The sequence below is a fragment of the Nocardiopsis suaedae genome (assembly GCF_027706745.1).
In the GTDB taxonomy this organism is placed as follows: domain Bacteria; phylum Actinomycetota; class Actinomycetes; order Streptosporangiales; family Streptosporangiaceae; genus Nocardiopsis_A; species Nocardiopsis_A suaedae.
The window spans coordinates 14,733-36,219 of the sequence record NZ_JAQFWP010000033.1 but is presented as its reverse complement, the minus strand read 5'-3'; the positions used below and the strand labels follow the sequence as shown (position 1 = coordinate 36,219).

Here is a 21,487-nt window from a genome sequence, read left to right as displayed (position 1 = left end):
CCGCGCCGCTCCGCGGCGTGTCCGGGAGGAGGTCCGCCTCCGCGCGGCCCGGTTCACGGGTCGAGGCGGTGCTCGTGGGCCCACTCGGCCAGCTGCGAGCGGGACGTGAACAGCAGCTTGCGGAAGATGTTGGCGATGTGCCGGGCGGCGGTGGCCTGGCTGATGGTCAGCCGCTCGGCGATCTGGCGGTTCGACAACCCTTGGCTGACCAGCACCGATATCTCCTTCTCCCGCCGGGTGAGCAGCGACGGCAGCGCCCTGCGCGGCGCGGGGAAGTACAGCGCGTTCTCCACCGCCTGCTCCAGCGGCAGCGACCGCCAGGCATGCCAGGCCTTCTCCGCGGCGTCGTCGCCCAGCACCGGCCGCGCCTCGGCCAGCAGCGCCTCGGCGTGCTCGGCCGGGACCCCCAGGGACGCGCGCAGCAGCGCGCCGGACCCGGCCAGCGAGGCGGCCCGCTCGGGCTGCTCCTCGGCCAGCGCCAGGTCGCCCAGCGCCTCCAGGGCGTGCGCCACCGACAGCCGCCGCCCGCTGGCCACGCTCATCCGCAGACCCGCTGAGAGCCGCCTGCGCGCCCCGGACACGTCGCCGCGCACCAGGTCCAGGTAGCCCAGCCCGGCGGTGCACCGGGCGATGTCGGGCACCAGGCCCATCTCCACGAACACCTGCAGGGCCTCGTGCAGCTGGCGGGCGGCGGCGTCCAGGTCGCCGCGCCGGGTGGAGAGCATGCCCAGGGCGTTCAGGCACCGGGCCGTGCACCACCGGTCGCCGATGTCCTGGCCGATGCCGATGCTGCGGGTCAGGAACACCTCGGAGGAGTCGTCGTCCCCGCGCGAGCGGGCGAGCTGGGACAGCGCGCCGAGCGAGCAGATCTCGGTGAACCGCTCGCCGGAGGCGATCGCCAGCCGCAGGGCCTCGCGGCCGTGCCGCAGCCCCTCCTCGGCGTTCCCGCGGCGCAGCGCGGTCATCGCCAGGGTGGTGCGGGCGATCCCGGCCGCGGCCCCGTCCCCGCACGCCCCGGCGGCCTCCAGCGCCTCCCGGGCGGCGGTCTGGGCCGGTTCGGGGCCGTGCAGGCCGAGCATCAGCTCGGCGCGGACGGCGGCGGCGCGGGCGCGCAGCGGCGCCGCGCCCTCCCCGGTCTCCAGCAGCCGCTCGATCGCCCGGCAGGCGGGCTGGTGCAGGTCGCGCACGTACCAGTAGCTGCGCAGGGCCGCGCAGATGCGCAGCCCCTCCTCGACCATGCAGGCGCCCACCGCGTGGTCCAGCATCTGCAGGGTGTTGTCCAGGCAGTGGTCGAGCACCCGGATGTGCTCCAGCCGCTCCTCCCAGGGCAGGCGGTCGGCGAGCCGCTCGGCCAGCGCCTCGTACCACTCGGCGGCCGTGGCCAGCATGCGCCGCCAGACCCGCTGCTCCTCGCCGGCGGCGGCCAGCTCGGCGGAGGCGAAGGCGCGCACCGTGTCGGTGAGCCGGTAGTGGCGCTCGGAGCCGACCTCGGCGTCCAGGGCCACCAGCGACTTGTCCACCAGCCAGGCGTGCGCGCGGCGGGCCTGGGCGGGGTCCAGGTCGCCGAAGGAGCACACGTGCACCGCCTTGTCCAGGCTCCAGGTGCAGAACACCGCCAGGCGCCGCAGCAGGAGCTGCTCGGCGGGGCTGAGCAGGCCGTGGCTCCACTCCAGGGCGGCCCGCATGGTGCGCTGCCGGGCCGGGACGTGCGGCTCGTCGGTGGCCAGCAGCCGGAACCGGTCGTCCAGCCGGGCGAGGACCTGCTGGGCCGAGAGCACCCGGATGCGCGCGGCGGCGAGCTCGATGGCCAGCGGCACCCCTTCGAGCATCCGGCACACCGCGGCCACCGCGGCGGTGTTGGCGCCGGTGAGCTCGAACCCGGGCCGGGCGGCCAGGGCGCGGGAGACGAACAGCCGCACCGCCTCGGAGGCCAGGGCCCGCTCGGGGGTGAGCGGCGGGGCGCCGGCCCGCTGGTGCGCCCCGGGGTCGGGCGGCACCGACAGCGGGGGCACCCGCCACACCGCCTCGCGGTCGACCCGCAGCGGCTGGCGGCTGGTGGCCAGGACGTGCACGCCGGGGCAGTGCTCGATCAGGTGCGCGCACAGTTCGGCGGCCGCCGCGGCCACGTGCTCGCAGGTGTCGATCACCAGCAGGACGCTGCGCGGGCGCAGGGCCATGGCGACCGCCTCCAGCGGGGAGCGGTGCCCGTGCTCGGACACCCCGGTCGCCAGGGCGGCCGCCGAGGCCACCTGCTCGGGTGCCAAGACCTGGCCCAGGTCGACGAAGCGCGCGCCGTCGGCGAAGGAGCCGGCGGCGCCGTCGGCCACGTCCAGGGCCAGCCGGGTCTTGCCTATTCCGCCGGTGCCGACGAGGGTGACCATCCGTGTGCCGGAGACGATCCGGCGGAGGTCGGCGACGTCGCGTTCGCGGCCGATGAGGTCGTCGGGGGGCACCGGCAGGTTATGGCGAGGGTCTGACATGGCCTCGTTCACTGGGCGATGTGCAACTGAGGGATGCCGCTCCGCCGTGCCGACCCGGGACCGGCACACGTGAGCCCTGTCTTCAAGTGTTCCACGCGGGGCGGCCCGTGTCCGCGAAACTGGCCGGTTCCGGCAGCGCACGCCCTAGCGGGCCGGGCGCTCCCAGGCCGCGGGGTCGGCCTCGGCCTGCTCGCCGGTGGCCATGTCCTTGACCTCGTGCGGGCGCCCGTCGGCGAACGGCGGGAACCACACGAAGGGGATGCCCTTCTTGGACGCGTACTGGAGCTGCTTGCCCACCTTGGAGGCCTGGTGGAAGACCTCGGTGTTGAAGCCGCGCCCGCGCAGCAGCGCACCGGTGCGCAGCGCCTCCTCGCGCCGCTCGGCGGAGGGGACGGCGACCAGCACGTCGGTGGGGCAGGTGCGCCCGGCCGGGAGCCGCCCCTCGGCCACCAGCTTGGCGAAGATGCGGGTGAGCCCCACCGAGATGCCCACGCCGGGCAGGTTGCGCCGGATGAACTGCCCGGCCAGGTTCTCGTAGCGGCCGCCCGCGACGATGCTGCCGTAGCCGGGGTCGTCGTCGAAGGCCGCCTCGTAGACGGTGCCGGTGTAGTAGTCCAGGCCGCGGGCGATGGACAGGTCCGCGGCCACGCTGCCCTCGGGCAGGTCGGCCAGCGAGTCCAGGACGAAGCCCAGCTCCTCCAGGCCCTCGGTGAGCAGGTCGGACTCGGCGCCGAGCTTGGCGACCTCGTCGACCACCGAGCGGTCGGCGCCCTTGACGCGGGCCAGCTCCAGGCAGGAGTCGGCCTGGGCGGCCGTCAGCCCCTCGTCGGCGAGGATCGCCCGCACCCCGTCGTCGCCGATCTTGTGCAGCTTGTCGACGGCGCGGATGACCGCGAGCGGGTCGGCGATGCCCAGCCCCTCGTAGAAGCCCTGCAGCACCTTGCGGTTGTTGATGTTCAGCGTCCAGGCGGGCAGGTCGAGCCCGGCCAGCACCTCGTGCACCACGCGCGGCATCTCGGCGTCGAAGTGCAGCGGCACCCCGTCGACGTTGATGACGTCGATGTCGCACTGGGTGAACTCGCGGTAGCGGCCCTCCTGCGGGCGCTCGCCGCGCCAGACCCGCTGGATCTGGTAGCGCTTGAACGGGAACGCCAGCTCGTTGAAGTGCTGGGCGACATAGCGGGCGAACGGCACCGTCAGGTCGAAGTGCAGCCCGAGCCGGGCCTCGGAGTCCTCGCCCTCATCGTCCTGCACCCGGTGCAGGGTGTAGACCTCCTTGGAGGTCTCGCCCTTGGCCATCAGGACGTCCAGGTTCTCCACCGAGGGCGTCTCGATCGAGGCGAACCCGTACCGCTCGAAGCCGGCGCGGATATGGTCCAGCCAGCGCTGCTCCACGGACCGAATCTCCGGCAGCCACTCGGGGAAGCCGCTGATGGGGGTCGGGCGGATGACGCGCTGTTCGGACATCGGTTCGGTTGGCTCCTTAAGCCGGTACAGGGATCAGACCAATGGTAGGCCCTGGCGGGGTGCCGGACCGAACCGCCGGGCGCGCGGCAGGGGGAGGGGCGCGGCGGACGCGGCCGGAAGGGCGCGGTGCCCGGAACGCCGCCACCGGCCCACCTGGACGGTCGAGTGGGCCGGTGGGGCCACCGTGCGCCGCAGGGGCCGGGACGTCGGGCGTCCGGGCGCCCCTGCGCGTCGGTGAGGACCGTTCCTATACGGCCGCGCCGGGTTCGCTGTGCCAGGAATGCGAAGACGGCCGCCGCGTCGAAGGCCTCCCCTCCACGGTAGTCCGCGGCCCCGCACCGCCGACACCGTTCCCGGCGGCCGAAATGGGACGCTCACGATGTCGTAAAGTCCGCGTGCTCCGGTGGTGCCCGGGGCCTTCCGCCGCAGCGCTCGCCGCCGCGCCGGGGAACGGGCCGCTAAACATCCGGCATTCTTGATATTCGGAACGAAACGGGCGGAACCCCGGGAGGACGCATGAAGCTGGGCTGGACGCTGTACGGAGACGGGAGCGCGCCGCCCCCGGGCGCGTCCGTGGCCCCGGGCGAGCGGCTCTCCTGGGGCCGCACCGTGGGCCTGGGCGCCCAGCACGTGGTGGCCATGTTCGGGGCCACCTTCGTCTTCCCGGTGCTCATGGGCCTGGACCCGAACCTGGCGATCATGATGTCCGGCCTGGCCACCATGCTCTTCCTGCTCATCGTGGGCGGGCGCGTCCCCAGCTACCTGGGCTCCAGCGCCTCCTTCGTGGGCGCCTCGGCCGTCATCGCCGGGGCCGGGGGCGGCCCGGCCGTGCTCACCGGCGCGGTCTGCGTCGCCGGGATCGTGCTGGCGCTCTCCGGCTTCGCGGTGCACCTGCTCGGCCCCCGGGTGATCACCGCCGCCTTCCCGCCCGCGGTCACCGGCGCGGTGGTGCTGCTCATCGGCTTCAACCTGGCGCCGGTCGTCGCCGAGAACTACTGGCCCTTCGACCAGTGGACCGGCCTGGCCGTGATGGTCTTCGTGATCCTGGCCACCGTCCTGCTCAAGGGCTTCCTCGGGCGCATCGCCATCCTGCTGGGCCTGGTGTTCGGGTTCGCCCTGTCGCTGGCCGCCGACGCCCTGCTCGGGCCGGCGGCCGGCCCGGACGGCTCCGCCGCGCCGCGGGTGGACCTGTCGGCGGTGCACGAGGCGGCCTGGGTGGGCCTGCCCGACCTGCACGCGCCCCAGTTCGAGGCCTCCGCGGTCCTGGTGGTGCTGCCCGCGGTCATCGCCCTCATCGCCGAGAACGCCGGGCACGTCAAGGCCGTGCAGGAGATGACCGGCGACGACCTGGACCCCTACATGGGGCGGGCGATCGCGGCCGACGGCATCGCCACCGCCCTGTCCAGCGCGGTCGGCGGCGCCCCCACCACCACCTACGCGGAGAACATCGGGGTCATGGCGGCCACCCGGGTCTACTCCACGGCGGCCTACTGGGTGGCGGCCGCCGTGGCGGTGCTGGTCGGCCTGTGCCCCAAGTTCGGGGCGCTGGTGGCGGCCACCCCGGCGGGCGTGCTCGGCGGGGTCACCGTGGTGCTGTACGGGATGATCGGGCTGCTGGGCGCCAAGATCTGGGTGGAGAACCGGGTGGACTTCGGCGACCCGGTGGTGCTGGTGCCGCTGGCGGCCGGGCTGGTCGCCGGGATCGGCGGGGTGAGCCTGGAGTTCGGGGAGGGCTTCTCGGTCGAGGGCATCGCCCTGGGCACCATCGTCACCCTGGCCGGGTACCACACGCTGGCCCGGCTGTCCCGCCGCGGACGCGGGGCGGATCCGGCCGCCGACTGACCCCGCGCCGACCTGCGCGGGCCCCACGAGCCCGACGAACCGGTCACGCGGCGCGACCGGTCGGTGCTAGGTTCACTGCATGGTCCCCGGGCGCAGCCGTGAGGGCCGTATCCCTTTTGCGGCGGGCCGTCCGGGTACGCCAGGGCGCCCGCCGTGAACCCGGAGTCGTGAGGACTTGAACAGACAGTGAACGAGTCACCGAAGCTCTCTACGAAGATCATCGTCGCCGGCGGGTTCGGGGTCGGCAAGACGACGTTCGTCGGCGCGATCTCGGAGATCCCGCCGGTGCGCACCGAGGCGGCGGTCACCGCGGCGAGCGCGGGCATCGACGACCTCTCCAAGACGCCGGACAAGGGCAGCACCACGGTCGCCATGGACTTCGGCCGGATCTCGCTCGACACCGACCTGGTCCTCTACCTCTTCGGCACGCCCGGCCAGCAGCGCTTCTGGTTCATGTGGGACGACCTGGTCCGCGGGGCGCTGGGGGCGGTCATCCTGGTCGACGTGCGCCGCCTGGAGGACTCCTTCCAGGCCCTCGACTACTTCGAGAAGCAGTACCGGCTGCCGTTCCTGATCGCGGTCAACGACTTCGACGACCCCGCGGGCTACTCCGACGAGGAGTTGCGCGACGCCCTGGACCTGGGCGCCGGGGTGCCGATCGTGCACTGCGACGCCCGGGACCGCCAGTCCGTGCTGAACGTCCTGGTCTCCCTGGTCAAGCGGGCGATGGCGGTGGAGGCCATGGGCCGCCAGGGCCAGCCCGCCTGAGGGCGCGACGACGGAGCCCCGCCGGACCACGTGGTCCGGCGGGGCTCCGCTCTGTTCCGTGCGGCCGTCAGCGCTCGGCCAATAGCGCCTCCACGCGCGCACGGACGTCATCGGTGTCCAGGCCCCGGACCGTGACGGTGGTGCGGCGCCGCAGCACGTCGTCGGCGGTCTCGGCCCACTCCTCGTCCCGGGCGAAGACCGCCTGCGCCCAGATGTCCGGGCCGTCGGGGTGGATCCGCTCGCCCAGCGACGGGTCCTCGCGCACCAGGTCGGCGAGGTCCAGGGCGACGCTGCCGTAGTGGGTGGCCAGGTGCCGGGCGACCAGCGGGTCCATCCGCCGCGGCGGCTCGGCGTCGGCGGTCAGCCGGTGCGCCACCGCCTCGGGGCGGGCGATGCCCGGCAGCGGCACCGTCTTCAGCGTCGGCGACATGTCCTCGGCCAGCGGCACCGAGCGGCTGCGGCGCAGCCGGTCGATGACGGTCCGGCCGATGTGCCGGTAGGTGGTCCACTTGCCGCCGGCCACCGACAGCATGCCGCCGCGCCCGCGGGTCACCACGGTCTCGCGCTTGGCGGCGCTGGTGCCCCCGGGGCCGCCGGGCAGCACCCGCAGCCCGGCGAAGGAGTAGGTGATGTCGGCCGGGTCGAGCACGTCGGTGCCGACGGCGGTGCCGGCCTCGCCCAGGATCTGGTCCACATCGGCCCGGCTCGGGGCGACCTCGGCCGGGTCGCCGGTGAACTCCTCGTCCGTGGTGCCCAGCAGCAGGTGGTCCTCCCACGGGATGGCGAAGGAGACGCGGTACTTGTCGACCGGGACGGTCAGCGCCGCGTGCCACGGGCGGTTCGGCTTGACGACCAGGTGCGCGCCCTTGGACAGGCGGATGCTCGGCTCGGCCGCGGGGTCCTCCATGCGGCGCAGGTGGTCGATCCACGGGCCGGTCGCGTTGAGCACCAGGCGTGCGTCGATGCCGAACTCGGTGCCGTCGACGCCATCGCGCACCTCGGCGCCGCTGACGCGGCCGTTCGTGGTGCGCAGGCCCTGCACCGGGGCGTGGTTGAGCACCACGGCGCCGGCCTCGACGGCGGCGCGCACGGTCATCACGGCCACGCGGCTGTCGTTCATCTGGTGGTCGTGGTAGGCGGCGACCGCCTTGAGGCCGTCGGTGCGCAGGTCGGGCACGAGGCGGCGGGCGTGCGCGGGGGTCATCACCCGGCCCACGCCGTCGCCGAAGGCCGACAGCGCCGAGTACAGGAACACCCCGGCGCCCATCTTGGCGGCGCCGTGCGGACCGCCCTTGTACACCGGGACCAGGAACGGCATCGGGTTGACGAGGTGCGGGGCGACCGAGCCGGACAGGGCGCGCCGCTCGCGGTGGTTCTCGGCGACCAGGCCCACGTTTCCGGTCTGCAGGTAGCGCAGGCCGCCGTGGACGAGCTTGGAGGAGGCGCTGGAGGTGGCCCCGGCGAAGTCGCCGGCGTCCACCATCGCCACCCGCAGGCCCGCCTGGGTGGCCATCCAGGCGACCGAGGTGCCGAGGATGCCGCCGCCGATGACCAGCAGGTCGAAGGTGCCGCGGGTGAGTTCGGCGCGGGTGTGCTCGCGGGCGGGGGAGATGGGGCGGGTCACGGTGGAGGTGCGCATCGCTGGTGTTCCTGACTCTCCTGATGTCGACCGGCGTACGACAATGCCGAACGCAACGCCCAGACTGCCCCCGCCGCGGCCGTGTGTCAACTCCCACTCCTCCGGCCCGCCGGCGCCCGGGGGCGGGGCGCGTAAGGAAGAAGAGCGGAATGTGCCGGAACACACATCCGGGCGGGCGCGTTAGTCTTGCGTGGTGTTCGGACGAATGGCGGAAGGCGTCCGCAGGCTGCTGGGCAAGCCCGGAGCGGTGGACATCAGGCCCTATAGCAGACTGCTGGAACAGATCGAGTCCCGCGAGGAGGAGCTGCGCGGTCTGGAGGACGCGGAGCTCACCCGCAGGGCCACCGACCTCGGCAACGCCGAGCTCCCCTATGACCGGCCCGACCTGGTCGAGCTGTGCGCGGTCGGCCGCGAGGCCGCCCGCCGCGCCCTGGGCGAGCGCCCCTACGACGTTCAGCTCGTGGGCACCATGGCCCTGCTGGACGGGCGCATCGCCGAGATGGCCACCGGTGAGGGCAAGACGCTGACCGGCGCGCTGGCCGCAGCGGGGTTCGCCCTGCGCGGCAAGCGGGTGCACGTGCTCAGCGTCAACGACTACCTGGCGCGGCGCGACGCCGAGTGGATGCGCCCCCTGTACGACCTGCTGGGGGTGGCCCCGGCGTGGATCGCCGAGGACTCCACGGGCGAGGAGCGCCGCACCGCCTACAGCGCCGACATCACCTACGCCTCGGTGAGCGAGCTGGGCTTCGACGTGCTGCGCGACCGGCTGGTCACCGAGGCCGGCGACCGGGTGCTGCCCGAGCCCGAGATCGCCATCGTCGACGAGGCCGACTCCGTCCTCGTCGACGAGGCGCGGGTGCCGCTGGTGCTGGCCGGCGCGGCCGAGGCCTCCGACGCCGACGCCGAGATGGCCGACCTCGTGCGCGGCCTCAAGCCCCGCATCCACTACGAGGTGGACGAGGAGGGGCGCAACGTCCAGCTCACCGACGCCGGCATCGACGCGGTGGAGAAGGCGCTGGGCGGCGTCGACCTCTACGACGAGAACGACACCTCGGTGCTGCCCCGGGTCAACCTCGCCCTCCACGCGCACGTGCTGCTCCAGCGCGACGTGCACTACGTGGTCCGGGACGGCCAGGTGCGGCTGATCAACGAGTCCCGCGGGCGCATCGCCCTGCTGCAGCGGTGGCCGGACGGGCTCCAGGCCGCCGTCGAGGCCAAGGAGAAGGTGGAGGTCTCCGAGACCGGCGAGGTGCTGGACTCGGTCACCGTGCAGTCGCTGGTGCTGCGCTACCCGACCCTGTGCGGCATGACCGGCACCGCCATGGCCGTGGCCGAGCAGCTCCGCGAGTTCTACGAGCTGGAGGTCGCCCAGATCCCCTCCAACAAGCCCTGCGTGCGCGAGGACGAGCCCAACCGGCTCTACGCCACCCGGGAGGAGAAGGAGGACGCCCTCGTCGCCGAGGTGGCGCGGGTGCACGCCGAGGGGCGCCCGGTGCTCATCGGCACCCAGGACGTGGCCGAGTCCGAGCTGCTCGCCAAGCGCCTGGCCGACGAGGGCCTGGAGTGCACGGTCCTCAACGCCAAGAACGACGCCGACGAGGCCGCCGTCATCGCCGAGGCCGGGACCCACGGGGCGGTCACCGTCTCCACCCAGATGGCGGGACGCGGCACCGACATCCGGCTCGGCGGCAGCGACATGGCCGACCGGGACCGCGTCGTGGAGGCGGGCGGGCTGTACGTGCTCGGCTTCGGGCACTACCCCAGCAGCCGCCTGGACGACCAGCTCCGGGGGCGCGCCGGCCGCCAGGGCGACCCCGGCGGGTCGGCGTTCTTCGTCAGCCTGGACGACGAGCTCATCACCGCCAACGGCGGGGAGACCACCGGCTACACCGCCGACGCCGACGGGCGGATCGCCGACGAGGGCTGGCTGGCCATGGTCGACCGGGCCCAGCGCATCGCCGAGGGGCGCCTGCTGGAGGTGCACCGCAACACCTGGCGCTACAACAAGATCATCGACGTGCAGCGCCAGGTCGTGCTGGAGCACCGGGAGGCGGTCCTCACCCAGGCGCTCGGCGACCGGCAGCTCGCGGTCGACTGCGCCGCCCGCCACGGCGAGCTGGCCGAGGAGGTCGGCGAGGAGGAGACGGCCCGCGCCGCGCGGCTCATCACCCTGTACCACCTGGACCGCGGGTGGACCGACCACAACGCCTTCCTCGCGGAGCTGCGCGAAGGCATCCACCTGCGCTTCCTGGGGCGGCGCGACCCGCTGGACGAGTTCAACCGGGACGCGGTCCCGGCCTTCAAGGGGTTCCTCGACGACGCCCGGGCGCGGGCCGCCCAGACGTTCGAGGAGGCCGAGGTGGAGGACGGCACGGTCGACGTGGCCGCGGCCGGTGTCAGGCGCCCGTCGATGACGTGGACCTACATGGTGCACGACCACCCGTTCTCCTCCGACATCGAGACGGTCGTGGGCCGCCTGAAGGGCCGCTCCTCGGACTAGAGCCGGTCCGGAGCCTCCGGAGCCCCGATGATCCCGGGGAAGACGACGCCGAGCACGCTTTCAGCGTCGTTTTCCCCGAGGCCGACAACGGGAGGGGCGCCTCCCGGGGTAGGGATGGCCCTACCCCGGGGCTATGGGCAGGGCCATCCCCTGTACGGCCGGGACCGCATAGCTTGGGAGCCGTGCCCGACGACCACCCGCGCACTCTGCTGCAGGCCTTGGCCCGGCCCGGCTACCTGCTGAGCCTCTGGCCGCTGCGCGCCCTGCTGTACGGGGCCACCACGCCGCTGTCGGCGCTCCTGTGGGGGGTGCCGCTGGGGCTGCTGAGCCTGCCGTGGGTGTTTCCGGCCGCCGCGCTCGCGGGCACCGTCCACGGGGTGCCCGCCACCCCGTGGGGCGCGGTCCTCCTCCTGGCCCTCGGCGCGCTGCTGCTCGCCGCGGCGGGGCCCCTGGTCGCCCTGCCCGGTGCGGCGCTGGAGCGCCTGCGCGTGCGCCTGGTCGACGACCGGCCCCTGCCGACCCCGCACCGGGAGCCGCGCCGGACCGGTCTGGCCGCCTGGTTCGCCACCCGCTACACCGAGGGCGCCACATGGCGGGGGATGGCCGTCCTCGTCCTCACCGCGCTGCTGTTCCTCCCGCTGACCGGCGCCGTGGCGCTTCTCCTGGTGTTCTGTGCGTCGATGGCCGCGGCCCCGCTCCTCGTCTGGGGGTCCGTGGGTCCCGTCGCCCTGGGGCCGTGGGAGATCGAGACTCTCGCGGCCTCCTGGATCCCCGCCCTTGCGGGCGTCGGGCTGCTGGCGGCGGGCGCCTACATCGGCGGCCTGGCCGTCGCCGCCCAGGCCGAACTGGTCCGGTTCATGCAGCGCGACCGGGGCGAGGAGGCGCTGCGGGCCGAACTGACCGAGGTGACGCGCTCCCGGGCACGGCTGGTGGACGCCTTCGAAGCCGAGCGCCGCCGGATCGAGCGGGACCTGCACGACGGGGCCCAGCAGCGGCTCGTGGCGCTCTCCATGCAGCTCGGGCTGGCCCGGCTGGACCTGCCGGAGGGCTCGGCGGCGCGGGAGCGCATCGCCGGGGCCCAGGAGCAGGCCAAGCGCGCGCTGGAGGAACTGCGCGAGCTGGTGCACGGCATCCACCCGCAGGTGCTCACCGACCGGGGCCTGGAGGCGGCACTGCCCGAGCTGGCCGACCGGTGCGCCGTGCCCACCGAGGTCCGCGTCGGGATCGACCGGCGGCCGCCCGCGCACACCGAGGCCACCGCCTACTTCGCCGTCGCCGAGGCGCTCGCCAACACCGCCAAGCACAGCGGGGCGACGAGTGCCCGGGTGGACGCGCGGATGGAGGGGCGGACGCTGGTCGTGGAGGTCTCCGACGACGGCCGGGGCGGGGCCCAGGCCGCCGAGGGCGGCGGGCTGACCGGCCTCGCCGACCGGGCGGAGGCGGCCGACGGGAGGATACTGCTGTCCAGCCCGCCCGGCGGGCCGACCCTTCTGAGACTGGAGCTGCCGTGCCCGTGAACCCCGGCGACCGCCCGAACGGCACCGTCCGCACCGTCCTGGCCGAGGACGGGGTCCTGCTGCGCGAAGGGCTGTCCGGGCTGCTGGAGCGGTTCGGGTTCGCCGTCGTGGAGGCGGTGGGCGACGCGGCCGCACTGGAGGACGCGGTGCGCCGGCACGGCCCCGGCCTGGTGGTCACCGACATCCGGATGCCGCCCGGCTACAGCGACGAGGGGCTGCGCGCGGCCGTGCGGCTGCGCCGGGAGCGGCCCGGCCTGGCGGTGGTCGCGCTCAGCCAGTACGTGGAGCAGAGCTACGCCGCCGACCTGCTGGACTCCGGCGGGGGAGCGGGCGTGGGGTACCTGCTCAAGGAGCGGGTGGCCGACGTGGAGGAGTTCGCCGCGCAGCTCGGGCGGGTGGCGGCGGGCGGGACCGTGGTCGACCCGGAGGTGGTGCGCCAGCTGCTGCGGCGGCGCCGGGACCCGCTGGAGCGGCTGTCCGAGCGCGAGCGCGAGGTGCTGGCCGAGATCGCCGGGGGGCACTCCAACACCGCGATCGCGCGGCGGATGCACCTGAGCGAGGCGGCGGTCGGCAAGCACATCGGGAACATCCTCGCCAAGCTCGACCTGCCGCCGGACGACGGGCTCAACCGCAGGGTGATGGCCGTTCTGGCCTATCTGCGGAGCGCGTGAGGCGGCAGGGACCAAAGTCCCCAGCGGGATTCCGACTCCGACACTTCGCGAAACGGGCGGCAAATGCGGGTCGGCGGTCATATGCATTTACATTCCCGGAGGGTAGAGTTCGGAGAATCCGCGCGGGGCCGACAGGGGGCGCCGCGTCGCTTTTTCGGTCGTGTCGGGGGGGAACGGCCGCCGATGGAACGGAGACGGTTCGGTCTTGATCCACGAGGTCGGGGCGCAGGAGAAGATCACCTACGGCCGGAACGACCGCTTCAAGGGCGGCCCGGTCGGCGGAGGGAGGTTCTGGCGTGACGACGATGGACGTCCGACGGCCAAGATCGGCGGCCCCGAGGAATGGCGTCCCAGCGGAATGCTGGTCGTGCGCGTGGGCGACACCTTCACCGTCGGCGGCCAGACGTGGAAAGTGACCGAGATCGGTGAAGAGGAGACCTCGAAGGCCTATCTTCTGTGCGTCCGTCTGAGCTGATTCGGGGCGCCCGTTTTTCCGTGGAATGCCGGAAGAGGGGAACACCGGCACGCCCGCCCGGGACACGCCGCCCACCCGTCGGTCACCGCCGTCGCCGCCCCTGGTCGGACCGGGCTCAGGCCGGTTCCCGCGGCTCGGCCTGCTCCTCTTCTCCGTCCCGCGCGGTCGCGAACGCCTTGGCCGCCATGACCGCCACCGCCGCCGTCTCCATCGAGGTGGAACACGGGACGCCCGCCTCCCGCGCGGCCGGGCGCAGGGTGTCGAGCAGGCCGGGCGGACCGCATTCCACGTTGCGCAGGACCAGCGATACCCGGGTCGCCGGGACCTCCTTCTGCAGGTGCCCGAGGTGGCCCACGTACTCCAGCAGAGAGGCGCGCACCGACTCGGCCGTCGACGCGCCCCCGGCCGGGGGCGCGAACGCCGCGAAGCTCTGCACGTTCGCGTGCGCCACCGCATCCGGGTACGGGTGGGCGCCGCACACCGCCGCCACCGCCGACCGCGCCAGCCCCATCGGGCCGAGCGGTCCCAACGGGATCTCCAGCGGATTGCCCGGCGCCGCGCGCGGCACCGCCGCACGAAGGGCCTCCTCCGCCTCAGGGCCCAGCGGCGGAAGCGCCGCCCCCGCCGTGTCGAAGGCGTCGGCCGCCAGCACCCCCGCCCCGCCGCTCGGGCCCGCGATCAGCACCTCCGGCCCACCGCCCGCCGGGCGTTCGGCCTGCAGGTCGAACATCTCCAGCACCGCGAGCAGCTCCTCCTGGCTCCGCACCAGCGCGAAGCCGCACCGGGCGGCCAGGCCCTCCCAGACCCGCGCGTCCCCGGCCAGGGCGCCGGTGTGCGAGGCGGCGGCGCGCCGCCCCAGCCGGGTGCGCCCGCCGACCAGGACCGCCACCGGCACCCGGCCCCGCGCGGCGCGCAGGGCCCGGGCCAGGGCGCGGCCGTCCGGCGGGCTCTCCACGTACAGGCCCAGCACCCTGGTGCCCGGGTCGCCGACCAGGTGCCGGACCAGTTCGGCCGCTCCCACGTCGGCCGCGTTCCCGACGGTCGCCGCGGTGGAGAAGCGCAGCCCGCGCCGCTCGCCGACCCGGACCGTCTCGCCCGCCAGGCCCCCGCTCTGCGCGACCAGTCCCACCCGCCCCGGCTCGCCGGGCGGCCCGCCCAGGAAGGTCTGGCCGCCCGCGGGGGAGTAGACCCCCATGCAGTTGGGGCCCAGAAGCCGGGCCCCGCTCCGGCGGGCGGCGGCGACCAGCTCGGCCTCCAGGGCCGCGCCCTCGGGCCCGGACTCGGCGAAGCCGTCCCCGACGACCTGCACGAACGGGATGCCGCGCGCCCGCCGGACGGCGTCGGCGCAGGCGGCGGCGGGGACCGCGACCAGGGCGTAGTCGGTCTCCGGGGGCACCTCGGCCAGCGACGGGACCGCGGGGACGCCGTCCACCTCGCGGGCGGTGGGGTGCACGGCGACGAGCGTGCCCGGGTAGCCCGACGTGCGGTAGTTGGACAGGAACATGCTGCCGAAGCCCCGGCCGCGGGTGGAGGCGCCGACGACGGCCACCCCGCGCGGCGCGGACAGCCGGGCGAAGTCGGTCGGAGGGGCGCCGTCCCGGCCCACGCGCCCGCCCGGCTCCGCGGGAGGCGCGGGAGGGAGGTCCTCGGGCACGGTGGAGCCGTCGGCGACCAGCAGCCGGGCGTCGGCCGCCACGGCCCCCTCCGGCCCGGCGATGACCGGGTTCAGCTCGAATGAGGACAGGGCCGGGCCGAGGCGCTCCACCAGCCCGCCGGGGCCGCCGACCGCTTCGACCACCGCCGTGAGGGCCGCCCGGTCCACCGGAGGGGTGCCGCGCCCGCCGCGGAGCAGGGCGGCGCCGCGCAGCCGGTCCGGCAGGCGGGCGGCCTCGCCGGGCTCCAGCGGGCAGGGGAGGACCACGGTGTCGTCGAGGGCCTCGGTCCAGACCCCGCCGAGCCCCACCAGCAGGAGAGGGCCGAAGGACGGGTCGGCGACGGCGCCGACGATGACCTCGGCGCCGGGCGGGCACTGCTCCTCCACCAGGAAGCCGTCAGGGGCCGGGCCCAGGTCCCTCAGGCGGCGCAGCATCGCCTCCGCCGCGGCGCGGACCCGGCCGGGCCCGTCCAGGCCGAGGCGCACGGCACCGGCGTCGGACTTGTGCAGGAGTCCGGGCCCGAACGCCTTGAGGACCAGCGGCGGTCTCAGGGCGGCGGCGCCTGCGGCCGCCTCCTCGGGGGTGCGGTGCGCGGTGCCGCGGGGGACGGGGACGCCTGCCTGCGCGGCGAGGCGCTTGGCCTGCATCTCGGTGGCGGCGACGGGTGCCATGGCGCTCCCTCGGTATCGGCGCGGGACGGTGGCGGGCCTTCGCCGGGGCGGCGGTCAGGGCTCCGCGTTGGGCCTGTGGGCCCTGGGAGGGGGTCCAACGGCCCAAATCGGAATCCGGGCCTGTGGTGGGTCTGCCGGGGCTGGTGGCGCGGACGGGAGAATCCGTTGGTGAGCGGCCCGGAGCCCGGCCCCCGCCGGCCGTGCTCCGGAACGGCGGTCGGGCCGCCGACACAGCGCACCACCATCCCCGACGGCCTGCCGCCGGTCCGCTCGGCCCCGCCCTTCCGACCCCCCAGTGGGAGGGCGGGGCCCCGGTGAACCGGCTCCGGACCCGGAGCGTCCGGGCGCCAGGGGGCCGTTGCGGGCAGGACGGAGGCCCGTCGCGGCCCCCTGGCCCCTCATTCGGCCCGGTGCCCGTAGAGGTCCCTGATCCGCCTGCGCAGCAGCTTGCCCGGCCCGCCCGAGGCGTCCTGGGTGCGGGGCAGCCCGTCGGCCACCACCACCGCGTCCGGGCGCCGGTGCTCCGGCAGGCGGTCGGACAGCTCCCGCGCCACCCCCTCCGGGGTCACCGCGGAGCCCGCCTTCGGCACCACCGCCAGCAGGATGCGCTGCTCGGCGGCCTCGGCCCCGTCCGGGTTCTCCGGCACCCCCACCGCCCCGCAGTCGGCCACGCCCTCCACCTCCTGGGCCGCCTCCTCGACCCGCGCGGGCTGGGTCCACACCCCTCCTTTGAGGATCGCGTCCGACCGCCGCCCGAGCACCTGCAGGTTCCCGTCGGCGTCCAGCACCCCCAGGTCGCCGCCGACGTACCAGACGCCCCGCAGCACCTCGGCGGTCGCCTCCGGCAGTCCGTCGTACCCGGCCATCCGGTGCGGCCCCGCCAGGTTGATCTCCCCGGCCTCGCCGACCACCGGCCGCCCGTCCGGGTCCGTCACCCGCACCGCGAACCCGGTGCGGGCCCGCCCCGACGAGCGCCGGTCCCACGTCCCGTCGTCGATCCGCCCGGACACCGAGTACGGCGCCTCGGTCTGCCCGTAGTACCCGTACACCCGGGCCTGCGGCAGCCGGTCCTTGATCCGCGCGAGCAGCGCCGGGGCGATCGGCTCCCCTCCCAGGACCACCGTGGTCAGCGACGACAGGTCGGCCTTCTCGTGCCCGCTTTCGGACAGCAGCGCGCTGAAGAAGCCGGGGATCAGGCTCACGTGCGTCACCCTTTCCCGCGGGACCGCCCGCAGGAAGTTCTCCGGCCCCCAGTCCTGCTCCAGCACCAGGTGCATGCGCCCGTACAGCGCCGGGCCCGCGATCGCGGGGAAGCCGATGCCCCAGATGATCGCGCCGGTGCCGAAGACGCCGTCCGGGCCGCCGGGGATGTCCTGCCACAGCCGGGCGGTCGCCAGCGCGCTCGCGTGCGTGTGCACGACCGGCTTGGGCAGGCCGGTGGAGCCGGAGGTGTAGAACAGCGCCAGCGGGTCGTCCCCGCTTCCGTGGACCGGCGGCTCGGTGTCCGGCACGTCGGCGCCGAGCGCGTCCAGGTCCACCGTGTCCGCGTCCTCCCCGGACGGGCCGCCCACCCGGATCCAGGAGGAGACGCCGGGCAGGCGCGGGCGCACCGCGCGCACCGCCTCCTCGGCGCCGGCGTCGTAGACGAACGCGGTGGCGCCCGAGCGGGACACCACCTCGGCCAGCACGTCGGCGTCCCAGTAGGGGTTGAGCGCGGCGGTGACCGCGCCCGACTTGAACAGGGCGAGGTAGACCTCGGCCACCGCCACCGTCTCGGTGAGCAGCGCCGCCACCCGGCGCCCCGGCGCGGCGCCCGCCCGCGCGAGGGCGTGGGCGCGGCGGTCGACGGCGCGGTTCAGCTCGCCGTAGGTGAACCGGCGCTCGCCCATGTAGGTCAGGGCCATGCGGTCGGGGGCGGCCAGGGCGCCCGCGGTCAGGATCGCGTATCCGTAGTTGCCGAAGGGGTCGGCGGCCGGGGCCGCCTGCGGGTTCTGTTCCACCTGGCCTCCTGGGGGTGATCCGGCGCGCGGCCGGTGACGGTCGGGTCTGGGGGCGGGCGCGTACAGCACCACGGGGTGCCCGCCGGGGTCGGCCGCCACGGCCCGGACCTTTGTGCGTCCCCTCCTCGACGACCGCCTCCGCGCCGGAAGACAGGGCCAGCGACGCGGCCCCGCCGGGTCCGCGGGCGGGTTCAGCGCTCATGGTCCTCCGTCTCCGGTCGGAAGTCGGGGATCGGGCCGAAGCCGGGCAGGTCGGTGAAGACGACGCGGACCGGCAGGCCGATGCGGGGACCCCCGGGCGGGCGGCCGCGCAGGCCGCCGAAGGCGCGCAGCCCCGCCTGCTCGGCGAGCTCCACCCACACCAGGGTGTAGGGGGCGGCGCCGGTGAACCCGGGGGCGAACGAGCGGTGCACGGTGGTGTGGGTGACCACCCGCCCGCGCCCCGACACCGGTGCGAAGGCGAGGTCGCCGCCGCCGCAGAAGGGGCAGGCGGGCTCGGGCAGGTGCACGTAGCGGCGGCAGCCCGCGCAGCGCTGGATCGCCAGCTCGCCCCGGCGGCACGCGCGCCAGTAGGGCTCGGTCAGCGGGGTGGGCACCGGGTGCGGGCGCCCGCCGCGTGCGTCCATGGCCACCGCGACCTCCCGGGTCCCGTGACGACCGCGTGAAATCAAGCTAGCGTATGCTTGGTTCACCGGCAAGGGTGGTCCCGCGCCGCCCGGAGGGAGGTCCCGTGGAGTACCGGACCGACGGCCTCGACGGGCGGAGCGCGCTGGTCACGGGCGCCGCCGGAGGGATCGGCCGGGCGGTGTGCGCCGCCCTCGCCCGGGCCGGGGCCCAGGTGGTGGCGGCCGACCTGGACGCGGCCGCCGCACAGGGGGCCGTCGCCGCCCTGCCCGGCGCGTCGGCGATCGGTGTCGACCTGGCCGACCCGGACGGTGCCGCGGCCGCCGCCGGGAGGGCGCGCGACGCGGCCGGGGGCGCGGTGGACGTGCTGGTGCACGGCGCCGGGGTGAGCACCGTCGGCCCGTTCGCCCGCGGCGACCCCGCCGACTGGGACCTGATGTGGCGCGTGAACGCCCGCGCGCCGATGCTGCTCACCCGGGACCTGCTGCCGGGCATGGCCGGGCGCGGCTTCGGCAGGGTGGTCTTCGTGTCCTCCGACGGGGCACGCGCCGGCGCCGGAGGCGAGGCCGCCTACTCGGCCACCAAGGCGGCGCTGCTCGGCCTGGCCAAGTCGCTGGCGCGGGAGTACGCGCGGCAGGGCGTCACCTGCAACACGGTCTGCCCGGGGCCGACCGACACCCCGATGCTGCGCCGCGTCGCCGAGGAGCACCCGGGCATGGTGGAGGCGCTGGCGCGGAGGATCCCGGTGGGCCGGCTGGGCGAGGCCGCCGATATCGCCGCGGCGGTGGCCTTCCTCGCCGACCCGGCGGCGTCCTACATCACCGGCCAGACCCTGTCGGTGAGCGGAGGCGTCACGATGCACTGACCGCGGCGCCCGCCCCCTCAGCGGAGGCTGTCGTAGACCGCCTTCACCAGGCGCATCGACCGCATTCCCCCCGACAGCTCAGCGCCCAGGCCGTTCATCACGTACCCGATGGAGATGCCGTGGTCCAGGTCGGCCAACCCGATCGAGCCGCCCGATCCCGTATGGCCGAACGCCCCGGCCTGAGCCGCCCGCGGCACCGCGAACACCAGCGACGGGCGCATGAACCCCAGGCCGAACGAACTCGTCAGGTGCAGGACGGCGTCGGCCCCCTCCACGCGCGGCGCCACGGCGGCCCGCAGCGTGTCCGGGGAGACGATCCGCCCGGCCAGCAGGTCCCGGTAGAACCCGGCCAGTCCGGTGGCGGTGGTGGTCAGTCCCGCGGCCGGCCAGCCCGCCGCCATCACGCCGCGGTCGTTGAACCCGCCCCGCACCGGGGCCATGTCGGGGTTGCGGAAGGAGCGCGAGTACAGGCTCTCCGGGTCGCGGGCGGCCCGCGCCATCCGCGCGATGGGGTCGTCGGAGGGCCCATCGGCGATGTCGGCGGACCGGGAGGGCCCAGACCCCGCCTTGCGGGTCAGCCGGGCGGCCCGGGCGGCGACGCCGTCCGGCGCGCCCACCCACAGGTCCAGCCCGAGCGGCCCGGCGATCTCGTCCGCCGTGTAGGCCCCGACGGTGCGCCCGTCCAGCCGCCGCACGATCTCCCCGGCCAGCCATCCGTAGGTGAAGGCGTGGTAGCCGTGGCCCGTCCCCGGCTCCCACGCGGGGGCCTGGGCGGCCAGCAGGTCGGCCATGGCCGCCGGATCGGCCGCCTCCTCCGCGCTCACCGGGGTGTCGAAGGCGGGCAGCCCCGCCTGGTGGGACAGCAGGTGCTCGCCGGTGGTCTTGCCCTTGCCGTGCGCGTCGTACCCCGGCCACCAGGAGGCCACCGGCGCCGACAGGTCGTGCCCGCCCCGCTCGGCCACCCGCAGCGCGGCCGCCGCCGTCACCGCCTTGGTGCAGGAGAAGGCGAAGCAGGGGGTGTCCCGCCGCCACGGGCGCTCCGCGCGGCGGTCGGCCCAGCCGCCCCACAGCTCGACGACCCGCTCGTCGCCCGCGAAGACGGTGACGGCGGCGCCGACCTCCAGCCCGCGGGCGAAGTTGTTCTCGAAGACGCGGCGCACCCGCTCGAACCCGGGCGCGCACACGCCGTGGACCTCGGTCTCCTCGGACACTGCCCCCTGCCTTTCCCGATCTCGGGCGACCCGCGCATGCTACCGGCCGCCCCCTCGCATGTGATCACCCGACCTCTAGGAGAGGAGAAGCCGTGGACGTCGGCGACCGCGCGCCGGACGGGCCGCACAACTGGGGCCGCTGGGGGCCGGAGGACCAGCTCGGCGCCCTCAACCTGCTCACCCCCGAGGCCGTGCTGCGCGGCCTGGCCGCCGTCCGGGACGGCCGGGTGCTCAGCCTCGCCCAGCCGGTCGAGGGCGCCACCGCGAGCGGCCGCCCCGCCCGCGTCCCGCACATGGCCGGGCGGCCGCTGCCGCAGCACTACATGGCCGTCGACGGGGCCGACCAGGCGGCCGGGGCCCCGCCCCTGCCCGGCGGGCGCCGGGTCGCCGACGACGCGCTCGTGCTCTCCCCGCACGGCACCACCACCCACATGGACGCGCTGTGCCACATGTGGGCCGGGGAGCGCATGTACAACGGCCACCCCGCCGCCCGGGTGGGCAGCCGCGGGGCCTCCCGGCTGGGCGTCGAGCACGCGGCCGCGCGCGGCGTGCTGACCCGGGGGGTGCTCTTCGACGCCGCCCGGCACCGCGGCGCCGCCCGCCTCGGCCCCGGCGACCGCGTCGGCGCCGCGGACCTGGAGGCCATGCCCGGCGCACGCCTGCTGGCCCCGGGGGACGCCGCCGTCGTGCGCACGGGCTGGCCCCTGGCCTGGGAGGAGGACCCCGGCCTGTACCAGGGCGCCCAGCCGGGCCTGGACGGGTCGGCGGTGCGGTGGCTGGCCGCCCGCGACACGGCGGTGGTGGTGTGCGACAACACCGCGGTGCAGGCGCTGGGGGCCGACGGCGGCCCGGTGGACGCCCCCGAGGACGACGCGCACCTGGTGCTGCTGTGGCGGCACGGGGTCCCGCTGATGGAGATGGCGCGGCTGGAGGAGCTCGGCTCGGCGCTGGCGGAAGCGGGCCGCGCCGACTTCCTGCTCGCGGTGGCGCCGCTGCCGGTCGGAGGCGGGACGGGCAGCCCTATCAACCCCCTCGCGGCGCTGTGAACCGTCCGCGCGCGGCCGGATCCGGACGCCGGGTCCCCCTGGCGGGCCGCTTATCC

The 21,487-nt window shown here is 75.5% G+C and carries 15 protein-coding genes; 8 read left to right on the top strand and 7 right to left on the bottom strand.

Annotation, left to right across the window (positions count from 1 at the left end; genetic code table 11):
• Positions 1-53: 53 nt before the first annotated feature.
• Positions 54-2,453 (bottom strand): ATP-binding protein, encoded by a 2,400-nt coding sequence (locus O4U47_RS17630; protein WP_270678980.1) that lies wholly within the window; start codon positions 2,451-2,453, stop codon positions 54-56.
• A 171-nt stretch (positions 2,454-2,624) separates the two neighbouring features.
• On the bottom strand, positions 2,625-3,947 hold the full coding sequence (gene hisS, locus O4U47_RS17625; RefSeq protein ID WP_270678979.1) for a histidine--tRNA ligase: 1,323 nt from the start codon (positions 3,945-3,947) through the stop codon (positions 2,625-2,627).
• A 516-nt stretch (positions 3,948-4,463) separates the two neighbouring features.
• Between hisS and O4U47_RS17620 the strand changes: the two genes are divergently transcribed.
• Positions 4,464-5,789 carry a uracil-xanthine permease family protein gene (locus tag O4U47_RS17620; protein WP_270678978.1) on the top strand — a complete coding sequence of 442 codons (1,326 nt, stop codon included), beginning with the start codon at positions 4,464-4,466 and terminating at the stop codon, positions 5,787-5,789.
• 186 nt (positions 5,790-5,975) lie between these two features.
• Positions 5,976-6,557: a GTP-binding protein gene (locus tag O4U47_RS17615; protein WP_270678977.1), complete on the top strand. Its 582-nt coding sequence runs from the start codon at positions 5,976-5,978 to the stop codon at positions 6,555-6,557.
• Between the two features lie 67 nt (positions 6,558-6,624).
• Here O4U47_RS17615 and O4U47_RS17610 read toward each other — a convergent pair whose 3' ends face one another.
• Entirely contained in the window at positions 6,625-8,196 is a 1,572-nt protein-coding gene (locus O4U47_RS17610; protein ID WP_270678976.1) for a glycerol-3-phosphate dehydrogenase/oxidase, read from the bottom strand.
• A gap of 205 nt (positions 8,197-8,401) precedes the next feature.
• Between O4U47_RS17610 and secA2 the strand changes: the two genes are divergently transcribed.
• From secA2 to O4U47_RS17590, 4 genes are all read left to right on the top strand, one after another.
• On the top strand, positions 8,402-10,696 hold the full coding sequence (gene secA2 / locus O4U47_RS17605; RefSeq protein WP_270679008.1) for an accessory Sec system translocase SecA2: 2,295 nt from the start codon (positions 8,402-8,404) through the stop codon (positions 10,694-10,696).
• A 182-nt stretch (positions 10,697-10,878) separates the two neighbouring features.
• Positions 10,879-12,213 (top strand): sensor histidine kinase, encoded by a 1,335-nt coding sequence (locus O4U47_RS17600; RefSeq protein WP_270678975.1) that lies wholly within the window; start codon positions 10,879-10,881, stop codon positions 12,211-12,213.
• A complete protein-coding gene (locus tag O4U47_RS17595; RefSeq protein WP_270678974.1) occupies positions 12,204-12,884 on the top strand; it encodes a response regulator transcription factor in 681 nt (226 codons plus the stop codon). Before O4U47_RS17600 ends, O4U47_RS17595 begins: the two co-directional genes overlap by 10 nt.
• A gap of 205 nt (positions 12,885-13,089) precedes the next feature.
• Positions 13,090-13,359 carry a DUF6406 domain-containing protein gene (locus tag O4U47_RS17590; RefSeq protein ID WP_270678973.1) on the top strand — a complete coding sequence of 90 codons (270 nt, stop codon included), beginning with the start codon at positions 13,090-13,092 and terminating at the stop codon, positions 13,357-13,359.
• Between the two features lie 115 nt (positions 13,360-13,474).
• On the opposite strand, the gene O4U47_RS17585 is transcribed toward O4U47_RS17590, so the two are convergent.
• The 3 genes from O4U47_RS17585 to O4U47_RS17575 form a co-directional block, all read right to left on the bottom strand.
• The gene (locus O4U47_RS17585) at positions 13,475-15,685 is read right to left on the bottom strand and encodes an acetate--CoA ligase family protein (protein WP_270678972.1); all 2,211 of its coding nucleotides are present in this window, start codon (positions 15,683-15,685) and stop codon (positions 13,475-13,477) included.
• Positions 15,686-16,083: 398 nt separating this feature from the next.
• A complete protein-coding gene (locus O4U47_RS17580) occupies positions 16,084-17,685 on the bottom strand; it encodes a class I adenylate-forming enzyme family protein (RefSeq protein ID WP_270678971.1) in 1,602 nt (533 codons plus the stop codon).
• Positions 17,686-17,876: 191 nt separating this feature from the next.
• On the bottom strand, positions 17,877-18,311 hold the full coding sequence (locus O4U47_RS17575; RefSeq protein WP_270678970.1) for a Zn-ribbon domain-containing OB-fold protein: 435 nt from the start codon (positions 18,309-18,311) through the stop codon (positions 17,877-17,879).
• Between the two features lie 104 nt (positions 18,312-18,415).
• On the opposite strand from O4U47_RS17575, the gene O4U47_RS17570 reads away from it, so the two are divergent.
• Positions 18,416-19,174, top strand: a complete 759-nt coding sequence (locus tag O4U47_RS17570; protein WP_270678969.1) for an SDR family NAD(P)-dependent oxidoreductase — start codon at positions 18,416-18,418, stop codon at positions 19,172-19,174.
• Positions 19,175-19,191: 17 nt separating this feature from the next.
• On the opposite strand, the gene O4U47_RS17565 is transcribed toward O4U47_RS17570, so the two are convergent.
• Positions 19,192-20,385: a serine hydrolase domain-containing protein gene (locus O4U47_RS17565; protein WP_270678968.1), complete on the bottom strand. Its 1,194-nt coding sequence runs from the start codon at positions 20,383-20,385 to the stop codon at positions 19,192-19,194.
• A gap of 92 nt (positions 20,386-20,477) precedes the next feature.
• Here O4U47_RS17565 and O4U47_RS17560 point away from each other — a divergent pair, with 92 nt between their 5' ends.
• Complete coding sequence (locus O4U47_RS17560) at positions 20,478-21,431, top strand: cyclase family protein (protein WP_270678967.1); 954 nt, start codon at positions 20,478-20,480, stop codon at positions 21,429-21,431.
• Positions 21,432-21,487 lie beyond the last annotated feature (56 nt).